Below are 20,354 nucleotides of genomic sequence, written 5' to 3' on the forward strand. Positions count from 1 at the left end.
CCCGCCTCCGGAGGTAGGGTCATCTCGCCGAGATGACCGGGCGGTGGGTGTTGTCCGCGAATGGAACTCCGCCCCCACAGACACAGGGAAGGGGACGTTCCACTGGCAGCGGACGTGACCTTTTCTCCCCGGTCGCCCCGGCGGTGCGACCCTACCTTTGCGGCCCGCCTCCGGAGGTAGGGTCATCTCGCCGAGATGACCGGGCGGTGGGTGTTGTCCGCGAATGGAACTCCGCCCCCACAGACACAGGGAAGGGGACGTTCCACTGGCAGCGGACGTGACCTTTTCTCCCCGGTCGCCCCGGCGGTGCGACCCTACCTTTGCGGCCCGCCTCCGGAGGTAGGGTCATCTCGCCGAGATGACCGGGCGGTGGAGATCGTTCGCGAATGGAACTCCGCCCCCACAGACACAGGGAAGGGGACGTTCCACTGGCAGCGGACGTGACCCTTTCTCCCCGGTCGCCCCGGCGGTGCGACCCTACCTTTGCGGCCCGCCTCCGGAGGTAGGGTCATCTCGCCGAGATGACCGGGCGGTGGAGATCGTTCGCGAATGGAACTCCGCCCCCACAGACACAGGGAAGGGGACGTTCCACTGGCAGCGGACGTGACCCTTTCTCCCCGGTCGCCCCGGCGGTGCGACCCTACCTTTGCGGCCCGCCTCCGGAGGTAGGGTCATCTCGCGGAGATGACCGGGCGATGGGTGTTGTCCGCGAATGGAACTCCGCCCCCACAGACACAGGGAAGGGGACGTTCCACTGGCAGCGGACGTGACCTTTTCTCCCCGGTCGCCCCGGCGGTGCGACCCTACCTTTGCGGCCCGCCTCCGGAGGTAGGGTCATCTCGCCGAGATGACCGGGCGGTGGGTGTTGTCCGCGAATGGAACTCCGCCCCCACAGACACAGGGAAGGGGACGTTCCACTGGCAGCGGACGTGACCTTTTCTCCCCGGTCGCCCCGGCGGTGCGACCCTACCTTTGCGGCCCGCCTCCGGAGGTAGGGTCATCTCGCCGAGATGACCGGGCGGTGGGTGTTGTCCGCGAATGGAACTCCGCCCCCACAGACACAGGGAAGGGGACGTTCCACTGGCAGCGGACGTGACCCTTTCTCCCCGGTCGCCCCGGCGGTGCCATCCTACCTTTGCGGGCTCAAAAAACTCACTTCGCGATCGGATTGTCCTCCGGCTTCGTGTCCGCCTTCGCCTGGGCGGGCACGGCCATCGGCTGGAGCTTCGCCACGGCCTTGCCTTCCGCGCTCAGCCACGCGTCGAAGGGCGCGCCGGGCAGCGCCTTGAGGCCCGCCACCACGCAGCCGGCGTTGCGCTTCGCGCCTTCCTGCGAGGTGTGCGTGCGCGGGTCCGCGAAGTAGGCCGCGGCCTTCTCCTCGCCGTCCTGCTGGTAGGCCGCGCGCACCAGGTTGGTCAGGTCGATGAACGTCGCGCCGGTGGCATCCGCGCTTTCCTTCGCCCACTTCCCGTAGTCGATGAAATCCGGGGCGATGGTGCCGTTCTCCCACTTCTTGTGCGGGATCGGCGAGCACACCGTCACCGCCGCGCCCTTTGCCTTCGCCGTGGCGGCGTAGTTCCGCAGGTACCAGCCGTAGGTATGTACGGTTTCCGTCGTACCATCCGCCTTGGTCACGTCCCGGGTCTCCTCGCCGGTGCCCTTCAGCGTGCCGCGGTAGCGGCTCTTCTCGCCGGGGGAGCCCACGTCGTTGTGGCCGAACTGGACCAGCACCCGGTCGCCCGGCTTGATCCCCGCCAGCACCTCGTCCCAGCGCTTTTCGGTGAGGAACGTCAGGCTGCTGCGGCCGCCGATCGCCTTGTTCACCACCTTGACCTTCGCAGGATCGAAGAAGGCCGGGATCTCGTCGCCCCAGCCCTTCAGGGCCAGCTCGCCGTTCTTGCCGGTGTTGTGGACGGTGGAGTCGCCGATGATCCACAGCGTGGGGATCTCCGCCCAGGAGGCGGCGGCGGTGAGGACGAACGCGGCGAGGCAATGGAGCAGCTTCATGATCGGAAAGAGGTGGGGATTACGGATTTCAACCCCTGACCGGTGAGCCGGTTTCACGCAATGGCATTGTCCCCCCGGGTTGCGACTCATGGCCGCGGGAGGCGTGGGCGGATTTCCCCGCACTGCGGCGGGGCGCGGAAGGGGAATGGATGGCCATTTTCGCACTGATACGAATCAGGAGAAAACCGCGCAAACCCTTGATGTATGGACATTTGAAATCGATCGTCCACGTTGCGACAGTGGGGACCTGACCGATTTTGAGCGGTCTTCCCGAGGTCCGGAAATCGGGCCTGCACCCGCGTTTGCGACCCGCTTCCGCGCCCAACCCTTTCTAATTCAATCCCGCCTCCGGTGGCCAAATACCCCCGGTAGTTCAGAGAAAAAACGCGGTTCGTTCCTCAATCCGACGGAATCCTACACAAAGCGAACCCTTCGATACAAGCGATCCTCCGGAAGGGGGGTATGGTGTTTGCATCGTAATGGCGCGACTCGCTTAAACCCGATCTTCCCGGCGAGCTGCAAATCCACCGCATATCTCTTGTAAATGCATCGTCCCTGAAGCCCATGAAAACCATTCATCCAAATCGCGTGAGGCAATTAGCGCGGCGCAAGCGGGGATTCTCCCTGCTGATCTCCCTGCTGATGATGGTCTTGCTGGCGACGCTCGCCCTCGGCCTGCTCGGCCTGTCCTCGATCACGCTGCGGGCCAGCGCCGCGGACCAGGCGCGCCAGGAAGCGCGTGCGAACAGCCGCCTCGCCCTCATGCTGGCGATCGGCCAGCTCCAGAAGAACATGGGCCCGGACCAGTCCATCAGCGCCCGCTCCTCCGCCATCAATGGCCAGAAGGGCGAGATGAACGCCCTCGGTGCCTGGGAAAGCTGGCACTGGAAGCCCACCTCCGGCTCTCCCACCTACACGGACAAGGCGAAGAAGTTCCGCGGCTGGCTCGTTTCCACCCCCAGCGAGCAGGACCGCCTGAATCCCGCCTACACCGCCGCCAGCTACTCCGATCCGGTCTGGCTCATCAATCCCTCCACCGTCGGCACCCGCGATACCTCCACCGGTGAGAACGGCGCCGGCCTGCGCGCCCAGAAGGTCGCCGTGACCATCAACCAGCAGAAGGGCAACTTCGCCTACGCCGTGATGGATGAAAGCCAGAAGGCCACCATCAACCTCCCGGAAACCAAGCCCGCGGACAATGGCGCGAAGCTCGCCCAGCGCACCGCCCCGCAGCGCCCGCGCGTGGAAAGCGTGCTCCCGGAGCTGGCCCCCGCCACCGTCGGCGAACCGCGGAAGCTCGTCTCCGTGAACACCGCCTCCGCCGCCACCGGTGGCAAGCGCGACGTCGTCGCCCTCCAGGGCGATGTCACCGTCGATTCCCTCGGCCTGCTCACCAATGCCGCGGATGGCGGCCTGCGCGTCGACTTCACCACCCTCTTCGAAGGCAGCTCGAACGGCTTCGCCCTCAACTCCGTCCTCGGCGGCTTCGGCCCGTATGGCTCGGTGGTCAATCTCCAGCCCGGTATCACCGCCACGGACAGCGCCATGAGCTGGGAGTACCTCGCCTCCCACTACCGCCTCTACAAGGGCCCGAACTCGTTTGGCACCTTCTCCGGCGCCACCTCCGGCGAGCCCCTGTTCAAGTACAACAGCGACCCGGCGAGCCTGGCGAGCAACCTCAAGGTCGGAAACCCGAGCTCCAGCGGCTATGGCAACGGTGCCATCCCTTCTCCCGCCGTGGAGCGCCTGCTGCCGGTGATCTCGAAGTTCCAGCTCATGTACTCCGCGGTCACCCACTGGCCGCACATCACCGACCGCGTCAATTACTACAACACCTCCGGCCAGCCGCAGGGCTATCAGAACTACTACTGCCCGCACCTCGTCTACGATCCGGTCGTCACCCTCTACAATCCCTACGACGTCGCGCTGGAATTGCCGCAGCTCCGCGTCCGCATCTGGGATGCCCCCGTGCTGTTCGGCTTCCAGAAGAACGGCGTGAACCTCCGCAACGGCTTCGCCTCCGCCTACCAGCCGCTCAGCCGCTTCTACCTCGGCAATGAACGGAAGGACACCGCCGCCGATCCCGCGCGGAAGAGCTTCACCCTGCTGCTGCGGGAAATGAATGGCTCCTCTCCCGGCAAGGCCATCCGCCTCGCCCCCGGTGAGGTCCGCGTCTTCGGCACCTGGGTGCAGCCCGGCTGGACCTGGGGCGTCGAAACCGCCGGCCAATACACCGTGGGCACCTTCTTCGACTTCGATACCAACCAGGCCAACAACTGGAGCAACAAGGACAAGCGCACCAACAACCAGTTCGGCGTGGAAACCGTGCCCGGCTGGGATGCGCGCGCCGGCTTCCAGACCGACCACATCGCCTCCACCTACGATCGCCCCGCCGCCTCCGTTTACTCCTGGGACACCAAGAGCAGCGCCGGCACCGGCTGGGTGGTGATCAAAAAGGACGACACCCTCTCCGTCCACGCCGAGGCCGGCCGCCCGTTCCCCTCGGGCGTCTCCGACCCGGACTTCCAGTTGGACCTCTATGCCGGCGTCAATGCCACCGTCACCTCGGACACCCTGCTGCGCTCCTACAGCTTCAAGCTGAAGAACCCCGCCACCGAGCTCGCCCTCAATGGCGTGAAGCCGGTCGTCGACCGCCTGTTCAAGGCCGGGGACATTTTCCAATCGCCCACTGACCAGACCGTCGGAGGCAAGACCCCCTTCGCCATCTTCACCATGGCCGCCAAGACCACCGGTGACACCAATGACAACGCCCGCCCCTGGGTCAGCAACCACCCGGTGGTGGACGGCTCCATGCAGGACTCGAACAAGGTGGCCAACGCCCTCGATTCCTACGACCTCACGCTCAACCCCGTCACCGACTTCAACCAGTCCCCGGGCATCGAGATCGAGCCCGGCACCTACCGCGGCTTCTACGGCGCCAGCGTCAGCGCCGCCAAGGGCGTCTCGAACGTCCCGATGTTCCACGTGCCGGTGATGCCCACCACCAGCCTCGGCGATCTCGTCAGCGCGAACCTCGTTCCCGGCTCCGTCCTGCCGCGCGTCACCCACGCCTTCGGAAACTCCCGTGCCCATCCGCTGCTGCCCTCCGCTTCCGTGCTGACCAGCAATCCGATGGGCGGCAACCTGCTGGACCACTCGTACTTCCTCAATGACGCCCTCTGGGACCGCTTCTTCTTCTCCACCGTGGGGAACTTCAACAGCGGCATCGTCAACAGCGGCACCCGCGTGGCCCTCCTGAAGTCCTTCCTCAGCGGTGAGAAGCAGCTCCTCAACCCGCGCTACACCCCGCTCGTCTCCGCCTCCACCGATGTGAAGACGCTCTCCACCCAGCTCGACCAGACCGCCGACGCCGTCCTCTGCAAGAAGATCGCCGCCAACATCGGCGTCCGCGGTGCCTTCAACGTGAACTCGGACTCCGTCCCCGCCTGGATCGCCCTCATCTCCTCGCTCCGCGATGCCTCCATCCTCGGCTGGGCGAACAGCGACAAGACCACCTCCAGCAAGACCGGCTTCCCGCGCTTCGGCCTGCCCATCGCCGGTGCCGCCGAGGATTCCGCCCCGAACTCCTCCGTCAATGTCCAGGGTGCCCTCCGCTGGGCCGGCTTCCGCTCGCTCAATGACGACCAGATCAAGAAGCTCGCCACCACCATCGTCACCAAGATCCGCGAGCGCGGAAAGACCGACCAAGCCCCGTTCCTCACCCTCGGTGAGTTCGTCAACCGCCGCGTCGCCTCCACTTCGGACACCGGCTCCCTCGCCGGCGTGCTCCAGCAGGCCATCGATGAATCCGGCGTCAATGACTCCTACCGTAATCTCGACTCCCGCACCCTCACCAGCAGCGGCAGCCTCGTGGGCCTCGCCAACGGCGCCGCCCGCAGCGGCTACACCAACGAAGGCGCGCCCACCATGCTCACCCAGGGTGACCTCCTCAGCGCCCTGGCCCCGGTCATCACCGTCCGCGGCGATACCTTCCGCATCCGCGCCTACGGCGAGTCCCTGAACAAGGACGGCACCGTGGCCGCCCGCGCCTGGTGCGAGGCCGTCGTCCAGCGCATGCCCTCCTACGTCGATCCGAAGGACGCTCCGGAAATCCTCCCGGCCAGCACCACCGCCGCCGTGAACAAGACCTTCGGCCGCCGCTTCGAGATCGTCTCCTTCCGCTGGCTCGAACCCAAGGAAGTCTGATCCCTCCCCCGGGAATCCGCCCCGCCGCGGATTCCCGCCCACTCTATCTCTTCTCTTAAAGCATCGTCCCCGCAGCATCCCACCCCGCAGTCCCAAGTCCCTCGACCCGATGAAAGCCCTCGTCACACCACTCCTCGCCCTCGGTCTCGCCATCGGCACCGCCGGTGCCCAGCAGGTCAGCGCCAATGTCGCCCTCGGCTCGTCCGGCCGCGGCAGCGTCGTCCAGAACACCCTCGGCCAGACCGGCGAGGCCCAGCCCGGCATCCACGGCCGCTCGCTCCTCTTCCTCATCGAGTCCCTGCCGGAGAAGGTCTTCGCCTACGATGCCGCCGTCGCCAACTCGGACAAGCCGCTTCCCGGCATGCCCGTCCATGCGAAAGGCTACCTGAACCACGAGTTCGACAACCTCCCGATGGGCGCCAAGGAGATCGTCTTCACCAAGAGCGAGGACCCCGCCAGCGTCAAGGCCGCCGACCAGCGCATCGCCCGCGCCGTGGTTCCGGAAAACCTCAAGTCCGGCATCTTCCTCTTCCTCCCCGGCACCGGCAAGCCGGGCGACGACCTCGCCCGCGTCATGGTCCTCGATGACTCCGCCCAGAAGTTCCCCGCTGGCTCCCTGAAGGTCATGAACCTCAGCCCGCAGCCCATCCGCATCCAGCTCGAGAACAAGGACTTCGACTTCAAGATCGGCGAGCAGCGCAACATCGAGAACCCGCCGGTCAATGAGAACCAGATGTCCGGCATGCGCGCCTTCGGCTTCCAGGACAACCAGTGGCAGCGCATCGGCGCCAGCATGTGGCCGCACCCCGGCACCAAGCGCGTGCTCCAGATCATCTTCATGAACCCCGCCACCCAGCAGGTCGAAATCCGCGGCGTCCGCGATGTGACCAGCCTCTGATTTTCATTCACACTTTCATGGGTCCCCGTGCGATGGGGAAAAAGGCGTCCTGCAAGTCGCATGCAGGGCGCCTTTTTTTTTGCGCCCGCGTTCTGCCGCCACAAAGGTAGGGTCGCACCGCCGGGGCGACCGGGTCGAATAGCTGCGTCCGCTGCCACCGGCTCGCCCCATCCCTTCATCCGCTGGGACGGCGTCTTCCTTGCGAATGCCGTCCACCGCCCGGTCATCTCGGCGAGATGCCCCTACCTCCGGAGGCGCGCCACAAAGGTAGGGTCGCACCGCCGGGGCGACCGGGGAGGGGAGATGCATTTGCTCCCGATGGCGCGTCCCATTTCGTCCTCCAACGGGACGGCCACCCTCCGCGACTGCCCCCACCGCCCACTCATCTCAGCGACCGCCACTTCCTCCGGTAAACAGCGCCGCCAGATCCTGGAACGTCGCCACCCGCGCCGCCGCGTTCGCGTCCACCTCCATCACCAGGTCGATCTCCAGATCCTCGATCAACCCCGCCTCCGTTGTCCACGTAGCGGAAGTGGTGACACTTCCGGCAGGGCAACCTCACGCCCACCCACCAATCCCCAGTCCCTCTCCCACCTCCGCCCGCTCCTCTTCTCCTCCCGTCCCCCCACCAACCCACGCCAGGGTAGGGGAGTATCCACCCCGCCTGCGTTGTCACCAACGCAGCTACGCCCCTTTTCTCGACGTCTCGCGATTGTGGATCGTCCAGAACCTCCCCCAGAACCCCTCGACCCGCGGATCGAGATCGGGGTATCCCGCCACCACGCTTCCGAGCGCCTCCCATTCCCGCCAATCCGCCACCAGCCCGCCGCGCTGCGGATTCCGTGCGATGTAGAGGCAGGTGTCCTCGAAAGCATCCGGATTCCGCTCCGACTCATCCAGCACATGGTCGTATGCCTGCCGTTGGAGTTCCGAGCCTCGCGAGGCGAGCAGCTCGTTCCAGTGCCGACGGAAAAACTTCGCGGCCGTGCGCTGGTCGCAGCCATCGCCATGCCCCAGCCACAGGAAGTGCGCGTGATCCGGCATCAGGCAATACATCGCGCACGACAGCGAATGCCGTGCGGAAACATGCCCCAGCAGCTCGCGCATCTGGAGATGCATGCGTGTGTCGAGCCAGCCGGTTTTCCGCCCTTTGATCGTCATGGTCCAATGAACCCACGCCCGGCCTCTGTACCAACTGTCCGACAATCGTTTCAGGTAATCCGGCGGTTCATCGCGGAGAGGCATGATCCCATGCTCGGTTTCCGCGCTCTCCGCAGGCAAGCGTGAATGCGTCTTCGTCTTCGTCCACGTAGCGGAAGTGGTGACACTTCCGGCAGGGCAAACTCCCGCCCACCCACCAACCCCCAGCCCCTCTCCCACCTCCGCCCGCTCCTCTTCTCCTCCCGTCCCCCCACCAACCCACGCTAGGGCAGGGGAGTATCCACCCCGCCTGCGTTGTCACCAACGCAGCTACGCCACCGCACCCCGTTTCCCGCATCCCATTGGCCCTCAATCGCCACCTTGAATCGCGCGAAAAAATTCCGGAAAACCTTCCGGTTTCCACTTGCAAACCCGCAGCCCGCTCCCTAAACAGTCGGCCCCGCCGCGAGGCGGGAAACACAAGTGAATGGGTAGATGCCCGAGTGGCTAAAGGGGGCAGACTGTAAATCTGCTGGCTAACGCCTACGCTGGTTCGAATCCAGCTCTGCCCACCATCTTGTAAATCAACAGGCCCGGAGAAATCCGGGCCTGATTTGTTTCCGGGCGGCATGCCCGGCGTGACCTTCAACCGGCTCTACATCGTCACCGACCCGCTCGACCAGGTGGTGGCGCTGCAATACTGCTGCGAAGCGCCGCCGAACCACTCGGTGCGCGACATGGGCATCGGGATCTTCAACTTCGTGCAGTTCCGTCGCAAGGGCAGCACCACCGCGCGGGTGGAGTATGAGACCAAGCCAAAGGAATCCCGCCACGCCGCCGGAGGAAACTCCGGCGGGATGGCCGCCTTTTAGCTATTGTCGGCGGGGTCGAAGCGCAGGAGCCGGGCACTGTTGAAGATCACGAGGAACGCGGAGAATTCATGCAGGCAGGCCGCGGCGATCGGGCTGACCAGGCCGAGCGAGGACACGACGATCATCACCACGATCAGCACGAATCCCCACAGCAGGTTCTGGTTGATGATGCGCAGCGTGCGGTCGGAGAGCTGGATGAATCCGGCGAGGTGGCGGAGGTCGTTTCCCATCAGGGCGATGTCGGAGGTCTTGATGGCCACGTCGCTGCCGAGCGCGCCCATGGCGATGCCGAGGTCACCGGCGGCCAAGGCGGGGGCGTCGTTGACGCCATCCCCCACCACCATGACCTTCCGGCCCGCGGCCTTCAGGGCGCGGACTTCCTCCATCTTTTCCGCGGGCAGGCAGGAGGCGCGGTAGTGGTCCACGCCGGCCTGGCTGGAAATGGCGGCCGCCACGGCGGGGTGGTCGCCGGTGAGCATGACCAGCCGCTCGATCCCGAGATCGCGGAGCGCGGCGACGGTCTCCGGGGACTCGGGTCGCAGGGTGTCCGCGAGCAGCAGGCATCCGGCGTGGCGACCGTCGCGGGCGACATGCAGGGAGGAGGCGGAGGTTTCCGGGGCGAAGCCCGCGGGAATGGTCACGCCCTGCGATTCCAGCCAGCCGCGGCGGCCGGCGAGGATGCCGCCGCCGCCCACGCCGAGGCCGGGAAACTCGGTCACCTCGATGCCGCGGTCCCATGGGAGGCCGCGGCGATCCGCTTCCGCCAGGATGGCGCGGGCCACCGGATGGGTGGAACCGGTTTCCAGGGCGGCGGCCAGCGCGAGCAAGTCGTCTCCGGTGAAGCCCTCCGCCGGGTGCGTGCCGGTGACCTGGAGGCGGCCGGTGGTGAGCGTGCCGGTCTTGTCGAAGACCACGGTGTCGATCTCCCGCGCGACCTCGAAAAAGCGCGAGCTTTTCACGAGGATGCCCATGCGTGCCGCCACCGCCAGCGCCGCCACCATGGCGGAGGGGCTGGCCAGCACGAAGGCGCAGGGCATGGCCACGATGATGACCGAAATGGACCGCTGCACGTCCCGGGTGAAAAACAGGACGAAGCCCGCGATGATGAGCACCAGCGGCATGTAGTAGCGGGTGTACTGGTCGATCAGGCGCATGACCGGCGCGCGGGAGGATTTCGCCTCCTCGATGATCGAGGTCACGCGGCCGAGCACGGTATCGTGGCCGGTGGTGGTCACGCGGGCCTCGATCGCGCCGGTGAGATTGGTGGTGCCCGCGTAGATGCGGGTGCCGGGGGCGGCGTCGACGGGCAGGGACTCGCCGGTGATCGAGGCCTGGTCGAGCGTGGTGGTGCCGAGGAGGATCTCGGCATCCGCGGGCACGGTGTCGCCGGGTCGCAGGCGGATGGTATCGCCCGCCTGGAGCAGCGCGGCATCGATGGCTTCCTCGGTGCCGGAGGCGAGCATCCGCCGGGCCTGGGTGCGGGTGATCCGGGTGAGGGCCTGGATGGCTTCCTCCACGCCGAGGGTGGCCCGTTCCTCGAGGATCTGGCCGATGATGAGGATGGCGGCGACGAGGGTGCCGGTGGCGTATTGGGCGGTGGCGAAGCAGGCGAGGATGGCCAGCGCCACGAACTGGTCCATGTAGTACTTCGTGGCTTCGAAGCCATCGGCCTTCAGTGAGGTGAGGCTGTCGATGAGCACCGGGACGGCGGCGAGCGCCAGTCCGGCCATCGCCCACAGCTGGTGGAGATCGGCCTGCCCCGGTTGCAGCCATCCGGCGAGGCGGGACAATCCCAGCAGCGCCAGCCCGAGCGCGACGAGGATGGCGCGGACATGGATGGCCCCGGGCTGGAGCGCGGGGAGCGGGGCGGGGGAATCGGGAGCGGCGGAGGTGGCGGTGCCGTTCATGGGATCTCAGGGGTTCGCGGGGAGATACAGGTCGATGGTGCCGCGGTCGTCCGGCAGCACGGTGGAGGTCTTGATCTGGGAGAACACCGCCTCGGTGGTCTCGGCCCTGAGGCGGGTTTCGAGCACCTCCGGGGACTCGCGGTGGCGCTGTTCCAGGGCGGTGAAGGAACCGGCTTCCGCCGCGGCGCGGGTCACCAGGCGGCGGGCTTCCGCGTCCGCCTCGCTGCGGATGCGGTAGGCATCCGAACGGGCCAGCGGGAGGACGCGGGCGCGGTAGGTGCGGGCGTTTTCCAGCAGCGTGCTGGACTCCACGCGGGCGCTGGTCACCTCGGCGAAGGCGGCCACCGTGGCCTCCGGTGGTGTGAGCGTGTTCACCTCGAAGGCCACCAGCGTCACGCCGAGGCGCAGCCGGTCGAAGGAGCGCTGGGCCAGCGCCAGCACCTGGGAACGGAACTGCTCCAGTCCGTTGCCGAGCGCGTCATCCACGTTCATTCCCGCCAGCGTGCGGGTGGCGGCATCGAAGATCAGGGACTCGACCAGCTTGCCCATCTCCGCTTCCGGTGCGGCGCTCACCCAGGCGATGGGATCGGAAATGCGGTAGCGGGCGATCAGGCGGGCCTGCACCAGGTTCACGTCCCCGGTGACGGTGTAGCCGTGGTGGTAGGGATGCAGGCCGGGGCCGGGCGGCTTCGGGAAATCCGCGGCGGCGGCCTGGTCCGCGGACATGGCGGCACCTACGGCGTTTCCAGTAATCACCGGTCCGCCCGCGTTGCCGGTCTCGGCCGATGGCCCGACGACGACGCCGCCCGAGAGCACGGCGCGGTCCTCGTCCGGTGCCCAGGCGCGCAGGAAAAGCTCGTGCTGGGTGCGGGAAGACACGCGCACCACCCGGTCGATCGGCTCGGGCAGGGCGAACAGCAGGCCGGGCGGATGGACCTCCGGCTGGAGCCTGCCCAGCCGGTAGATCAGCGCGTCCTCGTTCGGCGCCACGCGGGTGATGCCGGAGCAGAGGTAGAACACGGCGAGGCCGCCGAGCAGCCAGCGCAGCACGCGGATGGTGGAGGCGAAGGCATTGAAAAGCGCCTGCCCTCCATCGGCCCGGGAACGTTGGCGGCGGTTCATGGCTTTCCGGTGATGAGGGCCGGGCGTTCCACCGCGGGGGCCCGCAGTTGGGTGAAGGGGGAGGTGTCCGTGTCGAGGATCAGCGTGGTGTTCGCCTTCGTGACCTTGCGGAGCGATTCCAGCTCGCGGGTGAACTGGTAGAAGCGCGGATCGCGGGCGTGGGCCTCGGCATAGATGCGCGCGGTTTCCGCCTCCGCCTGGCCGCGGGTCTCCTCGGCGTGGCGGCTTGCCTCCGCCAGCAGGGTGGTGCGCTCGGCATCGGTGCGGGCGCGCAGTTCCTCGGCTTCCTGGCGGCCCTCGGCCCGGTACTTCGCGGCGTATTGCCCGCGCTCGGCCCGCATGCGGTCGAAGACATAGGTGGTGTTCGCCTCCGGCAGGGCGATGCGGAGGAAGCCGGTCCGCTCGATGACGATGCCGAAGGTTTCCCGTGCCTGCGGTTGGATCGCGGCGGCGAGGCGTTCCTCGATCTCCGCGAGTTTCAGCTGCGCCGGATCACTGGAGACGAGCTGCTGGAAATCGTAGCCGCCCAGCAGCGCGTTGCGCGCGGAGGTGGCCAGCGAATCGAGCTTCGAGGGAGCGGCCTCCGGCGTGCCGAGCGCCTGGATGAACTTCAGCGGGTCCTCGATCCGCCACGCGATGAACAGCGGCAGGATCACGTTGCGCTTGTCCCGGGTGAGGGCTTCGGAAACACGGGTGTCATAGAAGCGCAGCCGGCGGTCGAAGCGCGTGACGGTATCGACCGGCCAGGGATACTTCGGGAACATGCCCGCCTCGGTCACGGTGCGGACCGGCGAGCCGAAGCGGGTCAGCACCGCGCACTCGTCGGACGAGACCGTGAAGCTGCACATCGCGAATCCGAGGAACGAGATCACCATCAGGGCGATCAGGACGCGGACGAAGGTTTGGAACGTGGACATGGGTGGTGGGCGGTTCAATTCCGGGCGGGTAGGACCGTGGTGCGGATCACCGGGTTCGGCGGGCGGACCACGGGGGCGGGCAGGCCGTTCGCGGCGGGCAGGGCGGCGGGGTTTCCCAACAGGAAGGTGCTGTGCCGGTGGGCACCGGCGGGAAGGATGTAGAGCTGGCGGGTTTCGGCGAGGGCGCCCTCCAGCGTGTCCAGCCGCAGGCGGGTGGTGAACACGGCGGGATGGAGGGCCCAGGTTTCGAGCGGCGCGAGGAACCGCGCGGCCTCTCCGGTGGCGCGCTGTTGTCGCTCGGTGGCGGCGGCGTCCGCCCCCACGGTGGCCTGCACCGCGGCGATCCGCGCGTCCGCCAGACTGGCCACGGAGGCGGTGCGGGCCTGGTCGATCAGCGAAAGGCGCTGCTCTTCCGCGCTGACCACGTCCTGGAATGCCGGGGCCACCTCCACCGGCGGGTGCACGTCCTTCAGGCCGACGAAGACGATCTCGATGCCCAGGTCGAGGCGGTCGCACGATTGCTGGAGCCGTGCCTTCAAGCGGTCCGCGACCTCGTCCCGGTCCGTGATCATGAGCTGGAAGGAATCGTGGCTGCCGGTGATGGCGAGCAGCTCGTGGTAGCCGAGCGAGGCGAGGCATTCGCGCGCGCCGGTGCCGTGGCGCAGCCAGGCCACGGCATCGCGGATGCGGTAGTGGACCGGCACGTTCACGGTGAGGAGTTCCTCGCCGCCGCCGACCAGCAGGTTCTGCTCGCCATCGAAGTGCTTCTCCGCCCACAGCACCGGGCGGGAGAGGTCGCGCTCGAAGCCCAGCGCGAGTTCCTCCACCCGGCCGGTGTTGACCAGCCGCACCTCGCTCCACGGCCACGGCGGATGGAACGCCAGGCCGGGAGCGAGCGCCCGCTCCCGGAACACGCCGCGGTCCACCCGCACCCCATGGCTGTCCACGGGGATGCGGGTGAGTCCCGTGGACAGCCAGAGGCCGAGCAGCACGAGGAGCGCGAGCGGCGCGGCCATTCTTTTCCCCAACAAAGCGAGCCAGGACTCCTCGATCCTCACGCCGAAGATCTTCTCCATGGTGGCGGCCAGCGATTGCAGCGGCCCGGAGTGGCCGAACACCGCGGGCAGCAGCACGCCGTGGCCGAAGGGGTGGTCCGCCCGCAGCCGCCGCGGCAGGTACATCCGCGCCACCGCGCGGACCACGGCCTCCGCCACCAGCGCGGCGGTGGCCAGCGCGAACGCCACCTCCACCTGGCGGACCCACACCTTCTGGAAAAACACCAGCGCCACCAGCGTGGCCACCGTCACCGCCAGGGCCGCGGCCACCAGCCGGGCGAGCGGCACCAGGGTGTCCAGCACCGGCCCGGGAACCTCTTTCCTACGATGGCTGCCGTAGGTGGCGAGGAAATGGACGACGAAGGTCACGATCGAAAGCACCACCGCGATCTGCCGCGCGCGGTCGTCCGTGAGATCCGCCGTGACCCCCTGGCCGGGCAGGTAGAAGCGCCCCGGCACCGCGATCACCGCGATCCCGCCCGCCGTCAGCAGCAGGCCCCGCAGCCACCCCGGAAGCCGCGGGAACAGGGATGCCACCGCGACCAGTCCCGCCCAGCCGAGCAGCATCGCGAGCGGGCGGAAGAACACCAGGCCGGCGGTCCGCGCCAGGTGGCAGCCCGCCGCCGCGCAGGTCACGAAGACGACCGCGCAGACGACGGGGAATGCCCCCGGAGCCTTGCTTTCCTTCTGGTCCATGGCCGCGGGGTCAATTGGTGGGAGGCGTCACCCGCAGGCGGGCGAAGAGCTTCGTCTGGGTGGTGGGGATCCTCACGGTGACGTAGCTGAGGCCCGCCGTCTCGGTGTCCTGGGTGGTGATCGTGACCCCGTTCGTGCCCGCCACCGCGGTGGTCCACGAGGCGGCGTCGCTGGACAGAGCGGTGTTGTACTCGACGGCCCAGGTGGCGGTCCCGGTGTCCTTCACGACGTAGAACGAATACACCAGCGCCGAGGAGCCGTTCACGGTGGTGAACTGCGAGGTGGGCTGGATGCCGGTGCCGGGCACCGAGGGATTCCCGCCCAGCAGGAACTCGAGCAGGTTCGGGATGCCGTCGTTGTCCGGATCGGCGGCGGCCGTGGACGAGGAGATCCCGTAGTAGGCGAGGAAGGTCTTGAACGGCTCGTTGACGGTGAGCGTGGCGGTGCCGCTGGTGTCGGTCCCGGCGGTGTTCGAGACGATGACGTAGAAGCTGCCGGCATCGCTCAGCTTCGCGGAGGCGATCGAGTAGGTGGCGGCGTTCGCGCCGGAGATCGAGCTGCCGCCCTTGTACCACTGGTAGTTCAGCGAGGTGCCGGTGGCCACCACCTGGAAGGCCACCGCGGCTCCCACGTCCACCGTCTTCGAGGCCGGATCGGTGGTGATGTCCGGGGCCGTCACCGGCGTGTTCACCGTGAGCGTGGCGGCATTGCTGGTGGCCGTGCCCGCGCCGTTCGTCACCTTGCAGGAATAGCTGCCCGCGTCCGAGGTGGTGGTGGAGGAGATCGTGTAGCTGGCGCTGGTGGCGCTGCTGATCGCGGTGGTGCCCTTGTACCACTGGTAGGTGAGCGGGGCGGTGCCGCTGGCGACGACGGTGAAGGTCGCGCTCTGGCCCGCGGTCACCGTGAGGCTGGACGGGCTGGTGGTGATGCCCGGCGCGGTGACCGTGTAGCTGACCACCAGCTGGCGGTCCGAGACGATCTGGCCGCTGTAGGTGCTGCTGCCCCAGGTGATGGTGCCGGTCGTCGGCGTGTAGGTGCAGCGGGAGAGATTCGAGCCGAGGCCGGAGACCACGTTGTCCGAGGGCGTGGCCGCGGCCTCGTCCGCGGGCATGAGCTGGGTGGTCAGGTACTCGGTGCCGCCGATCCGCACCTTCAGGTGGTAGTGGCGGATGCGGCCGGTGTAGAGGCCCGGCTTGATGGTGAGGAACGACCAGGCCCCGGAGGAGTCCGTCGTGCACTTGCCATACCCCTGGAAGTTCTTGTCCCGGTTCGCGAAGTTGTTGGTGCCGCTGGACGATGACACGTACCAGTAGATGCCGTTGTTGTCCGCCACCCACAGCTCGACCACCGCTCCGGCGATCGTCGCGCCGGAGGTGTTCACCAGCGTCCCCGAAACCTTCGTCACCGTGCCGGTGGCCTGGGTGCTGGAGGAGTAGATGTGGATCATGTCATTGTCCGTCCCTTCCGTGGTGAAGAGGTGCGGGGCGTAGTTCGAGCTGCTGGAGCTCAGGATGGTGTTGGCCGAGCTCATCGTGTAGTACGGCCCCTCGGTGGTGCTGGGGGTCACGGTGAGCCCGAAGGCCGGCATCAGCGGGGCGGAGGCGACCAGCGCCAGTCCGATGGCTTTCCTGCGTTGGGTGGATGGATTCATGGCAATGTACGAGCGAATGATTGGAAAAAGGATTCCGCGTGGCCGGGGACTGCCGGGCCCGCATCCCCCGGCCAAACAGCCTCCTTTGATTCACCTCCCATCGTAGGAGGCGCAGGATTAAGTTCGGGTTAAGCGGCGGAGAATTCGGATTCCGACGCGGCCGGAATCTCCAACTTGTTGGCATACGCAGCAGGTAACTATCCCGCCGTTCCCTGTTCCGAAGTGGCACAACGGCCAGCAGCGTGGGGTGATCTTCGGAAAGATCCTCAGCGATGAGCAGCAGAAAGCGTTGGTATGGGACATCGGGCGCGGCGTTCCCGGCACAGCGTTGCCGCGAGCGTGGCAGACGGACACCTGCATCGGCGGCTGGCACTACGATCGCAGTCTCTACGACCGCAATGGCTACAAGAGTGCGAAGGCGGTTGCCCACATGCTGGCGGACATTGTTAGCAAGAACGGCAATCTTTTCCTCAATGTTCCCGTGCGCGCCGATGGCTCGATCGACGAGAAGGAGGAGGGAGTGCTGGAAGGCATCGCCGCATGGATGGGGGTGAACCAGGAGGCCATTTTCGGCACTCGCCCGCGGGCGGTCTTCGGTGAAGGTCCCGCCAGTGATGGTGCGCCTGAGTTCCACCGCGCTGGCCTTCCTGCTCGGCGGCATCGACATGCGCGACGGATGCCAGCGGCCGATCGAGAGGGCTGACGATCTTCCGCTTCTTGTCGAGGTAGTGGGCTGCGGTGATGCGGATGTCGGCGTGGCGGAGGAGGCGGCTGGCCGCGGACCTGGTCCATGTCCCCGGCGTCGAGTGTTGTCCGATCGGCTTCATGTCTTCCTACGAGGCATCTACCACGGTAAACGGCAAGAGGGTGGTTTCGATCCATGGACCTCCACAGGGTTTCCGATGCTGCATCATCGGATGGAACCCAACGATTCCGGTGAGGCGGTGGGATGGCGGTAACGCCGCCGTTCCCAAACCCATCCAAAACCCACCAATGAACAAACGCTTCCTGGCGTCCGTGCGGACGCTTGCCGTTGTCCTGTGTCCATGGGCTGCGCCACTCGTGGCCGAGGCCTACACCCACCCGGGTCTTCCGCTCACCTCCGCCGATCTGGCCACGCTCAAGGCCAACCTCGGCCGCGATCCCTGGAAGAGCGGCTATGCCGCCCTCTCGGCGGACTCCCATTCCCAGCTTGCCTACGGGATGCAGGGACCGTTCGCCACCGTGAGCCGCAATCCCGATGTGAATCTCAACCCGTGGCGCAATGACATGATCGCCGTCTGGAACCTCTCCCGCATGTGGTATTTCACCGGCAACACGGCCTACGCCCAGAAAGCGCACGACATCCTCCTGGCCTGGGCCTCGACCCAGACGACGTTCGGTGGCGGGGAATCGCCGCTCGACATCGGAGACTACGCCTACCGGTTCGTGGGCGGTGCGGACATCCTGCGCGGCACCTGGCCGGGATGGACGGCGGCGGATACCACCACGGTGAAGGCCTACTTCGGGAATGTCCTCCTGCCCGCCACCAATCCGGTGGGGGAGAACCTGTTCGGTGCGGCCAACAAGGGCGCGCTCTCGTTGGTCGGCGGCGGTCTCCTCGCTCTGTTCAATGACGACACCGCCAAGGTCGATTCGATCGTCTATCAGTATCGCTCGCTCGCGCACATCGGCCTGCGGAATTCGAATGCCCTCGGCGAGCTCGGCGATTCCGGCCGGGACCAGGGGCACGCCCACGGGCAGTTCCTTTCGCTCGCGATGTTCGCGGAGGCGCTGTGGAAGCAGGGGATCGACCTTTACTCCGAAAATGACAGCCGCTTGCTCGCCGTGGGCGAGTACTATGCGCGGGCGAACTACCTCGCTCCCACGCCCTACCTGCCCTTTGGCACCACCGATGCCTACTACACCAGCGATGGCACCAACCGCGGATGGAACGGCGGCCGTCTGGCGCTCAACTTGATCCACGGCGCGTATGTCGTGCGGAAGGGGATCAAGGCACCCTACACCGAGTTGAGACGGCAGGGCCTACCCTTGGACATGGACAGCTTCATGTTCGAGAAAGCGGCGGATCCCTCCACCGCCTCCCCGCCCGCGGCGATCTCCTTTCCCGCGACCGCTTCCCTCACCACCGGCGTGAGCAATGCGGACATCGGCAACGCCACCCCCGCGGGTTCAGGTTCCTATTCCGGAGGCCTCTGGACCGTGCAGGGCGCGGGCAGCGACATCTGGAGCACCAATGACAACTGCCACTTCACCTACAAGGCGGTCACCGGCGATTTCTCGATCGTCGCGAAAGTCGAGTCCATCACCGGCCCGAGCGCGAGCGGGAAGGCCGGGGTGATGCTGCGGGAGAGCCTCACCGCCGGAGCGAAGCGCGCGTGGATGGCGGTGACGATGAAATCCACCGTCGAGCAGAACATCCAGGGGCTGGCCGTTTACGGCGGGACGAACTACGGCAACAAGTCGCTGGCCATCACCCAGTCCACCTACTGGGTGAAGCTCGAGCGGCTCGGCAACATGGTCACCGGCTACCTCTCGCCGGATGGCACCAACTGGGCCGCCACCGATGTGGGCCGCTACGACAGCATCCCCGACACGCTCTACGTGGGTCTGGTCGCCTGTTCGGTTTCCAATGGCACGCTCGGCACCGCCACCTTCAGCAACGTGCAGATCACCGGTGGCGACGGTGGGGCGCCGGTGGTGACTCCCTCGGCTCCCGTGGCGCTGCTCGCGGCCCCCGGTGCCTCCGCCGTGCCGCTGCGCTGGCAGCCGTCCTTCGGCGCGGCCAGTTATGCGGTGAAACGCGCGGCCACCAGCGGTGGTCCCTACACGACCCTCGCCTCCGGTATCGCCGGCACCAGCTACACGGACACCACCGCGGCCGCGGGCACGACGTACTACTATGTGGTTAGTGCCACGAATTCCGCGGGCACCAGCGCGAACTCACCCGAGGACGGCGCGGTGCCGGCGGCCCCGATGGTGAACGTGGCATTCCTCGCATCCGCCTCCGCGAGCGCCAATGGCTCATCCTCCACCGAAGGCGCGGCCCAGGGCATCGACCTCAATCCCGGCACGAAGTGGTATAACGGTGGAGCAGGCACCACCGGCTGGCTCCAGTGCGATTTCGGCGCGGGCGTCACCCAGACGATCAAGCGCTACGCGGTGAGCAGCGCGAACGATACCCCCGGGCGGGATCCGAAGGACTGGCAACTCCAGGGCTCCGCGGATGGATCGAGCTGGACGACGCTCGACACCCGCACCGCCCAGGCCTTCACCAACCGTTACCAGGCGATCAACTGCGCCATCGCCAGCCCGGCGGCCTACCGCTTCTACCGGCTCAACATCACCGCGAACAATGGCGACACCGCCGGCCTCCAGCTCGGGGAACTGGCCCTGCTCACCGATCAGGGCCGCACCGTGCCCGATGGCCTCTGCCGCCTCCTCAACCGCAGGAGCAACAAGGCGCTCGAGGTGCAAAGCGGTTCGACCGCCAATGGCGCGCCGCTCGACCAGTGGTCCTTCAATGGCGGTGACAACCAGAAGTGGACCCTCACCGATACCGGCAACGGCCAGTACCAGCTCATCGGGCTCGCCAGTGGCAAGGCCATCGATGTTTCGGGAGGCAGCACGGCGAACGGCGCGGGCCTGCTGATCTGGCCCTACAGCGGCGCCAACAACCAGAAGTGGACCATTACGCCCACCGGCGACGGCTTCTTCAAGCTCACCGCCGTGCACAGCGGGAAGGTGGCGGACGTGAATGCCGGCAGCACCGCCGATGGCGCGTCCATCATCCAATGGCCGTATGGTGGCGGTGACAACCAGCAATGGTCGGTCACCACCTCGCCCTGAAGCATCCGAATCCAGGCCGCGCCGTGATGCGGCG

Annotated in this window: 12 protein-coding genes and 1 tRNA gene; 6 read left to right on the forward strand and 7 right to left on the reverse strand. The window is 67.1% G+C overall.

What is annotated here, in order from left to right:
* Positions 1-1,152: 1,152 nt before the first annotated feature.
* Positions 1,153-2,007 (reverse strand): rhamnogalacturonan acetylesterase, encoded by an 855-nt coding sequence (locus llg_RS13690; RefSeq protein ID WP_338285237.1) that lies wholly within the window; start codon positions 2,005-2,007, stop codon positions 1,153-1,155.
* A gap of 588 nt (positions 2,008-2,595) precedes the next feature.
* Between llg_RS13690 and llg_RS13695 the strand changes: the two genes are divergently transcribed.
* Positions 2,596-6,213, forward strand: a complete 3,618-nt coding sequence (locus llg_RS13695) for a hypothetical protein (protein WP_338285238.1) — start codon at positions 2,596-2,598, stop codon at positions 6,211-6,213.
* 109 nt (positions 6,214-6,322) lie between these two features.
* Entirely contained in the window at positions 6,323-7,111 is a 789-nt protein-coding gene (locus tag llg_RS13700) for a hypothetical protein (protein WP_338285239.1), read from the forward strand.
* Between the two features lie 684 nt (positions 7,112-7,795).
* On the opposite strand, the gene llg_RS13705 is transcribed toward llg_RS13700, so the two are convergent.
* Positions 7,796-8,356 (reverse strand): hypothetical protein, encoded by a 561-nt coding sequence (locus llg_RS13705; RefSeq protein WP_338285240.1) that lies wholly within the window; start codon positions 8,354-8,356, stop codon positions 7,796-7,798.
* 384 nt (positions 8,357-8,740) lie between these two features.
* Here llg_RS13705 and llg_RS13710 point away from each other — a divergent pair.
* Together llg_RS13710 and llg_RS13715 are read left to right on the forward strand one after the other, a co-directional pair.
* Positions 8,741-8,826: transfer RNA gene (locus llg_RS13710), tRNA-Tyr, on the forward strand.
* A gap of 54 nt (positions 8,827-8,880) precedes the next feature.
* Positions 8,881-9,123: a hypothetical protein gene (locus llg_RS13715; protein WP_338285241.1), complete on the forward strand. Its 243-nt coding sequence runs from the start codon at positions 8,881-8,883 to the stop codon at positions 9,121-9,123.
* Here llg_RS13715 and llg_RS13720 read toward each other — a convergent pair.
* The 5 genes from llg_RS13720 to llg_RS13740 are packed head-to-tail and all read right to left on the reverse strand — an operon-like array spanning position 9,120 to position 16,471.
* The gene (locus tag llg_RS13720) at positions 9,120-11,030 is read right to left on the reverse strand and encodes a cation-translocating P-type ATPase (protein ID WP_338285242.1); all 1,911 of its coding nucleotides are present in this window, start codon (positions 11,028-11,030) and stop codon (positions 9,120-9,122) included. The two genes, llg_RS13715 and llg_RS13720, sit on opposite strands and share 4 nt — an antisense overlap.
* Before the next feature lie 6 nt (positions 11,031-11,036).
* A complete protein-coding gene (locus llg_RS13725) occupies positions 11,037-12,152 on the reverse strand; it encodes a protease modulator HflK (RefSeq protein ID WP_338285243.1) in 1,116 nt (371 codons plus the stop codon).
* The gene (locus llg_RS13730; protein ID WP_338285244.1) at positions 12,149-13,069 is read right to left on the reverse strand and encodes a protease modulator HflC; all 921 of its coding nucleotides are present in this window, start codon (positions 13,067-13,069) and stop codon (positions 12,149-12,151) included. The genes llg_RS13725 and llg_RS13730 overlap by 4 nt, the downstream gene beginning before the upstream one ends.
* A 14-nt stretch (positions 13,070-13,083) precedes the next feature.
* A complete protein-coding gene (locus tag llg_RS13735) occupies positions 13,084-14,820 on the reverse strand; it encodes a protease modulator HflK (RefSeq protein ID WP_338285245.1) in 1,737 nt (578 codons plus the stop codon).
* A gap of 10 nt (positions 14,821-14,830) precedes the next feature.
* Positions 14,831-16,471: an immunoglobulin domain-containing protein gene (locus tag llg_RS13740; RefSeq protein WP_338285246.1), complete on the reverse strand. Its 1,641-nt coding sequence runs from the start codon at positions 16,469-16,471 to the stop codon at positions 14,831-14,833.
* A gap of 247 nt (positions 16,472-16,718) precedes the next feature.
* Between llg_RS13740 and llg_RS13745 the strand changes: the two genes are divergently transcribed.
* A complete protein-coding gene (locus llg_RS13745; RefSeq protein WP_338285247.1) occupies positions 16,719-17,174 on the forward strand; it encodes an alpha-L-fucosidase in 456 nt (151 codons plus the stop codon).
* Positions 17,175-17,464: 290 nt separating this feature from the next.
* Positions 17,465-20,320, forward strand: coding sequence for an RICIN domain-containing protein (locus tag llg_RS13750; protein ID WP_338285248.1), 2,856 nt, complete (start codon positions 17,465-17,467; stop codon positions 20,318-20,320).
* The last annotated feature ends 34 nt before the right edge of the window (positions 20,321-20,354 follow it).

Source organism: Luteolibacter sp. LG18 (genome assembly GCF_036322585.1).
In the GTDB taxonomy this organism is placed as follows: domain Bacteria; phylum Verrucomicrobiota; class Verrucomicrobiia; order Verrucomicrobiales; family Akkermansiaceae; genus Luteolibacter.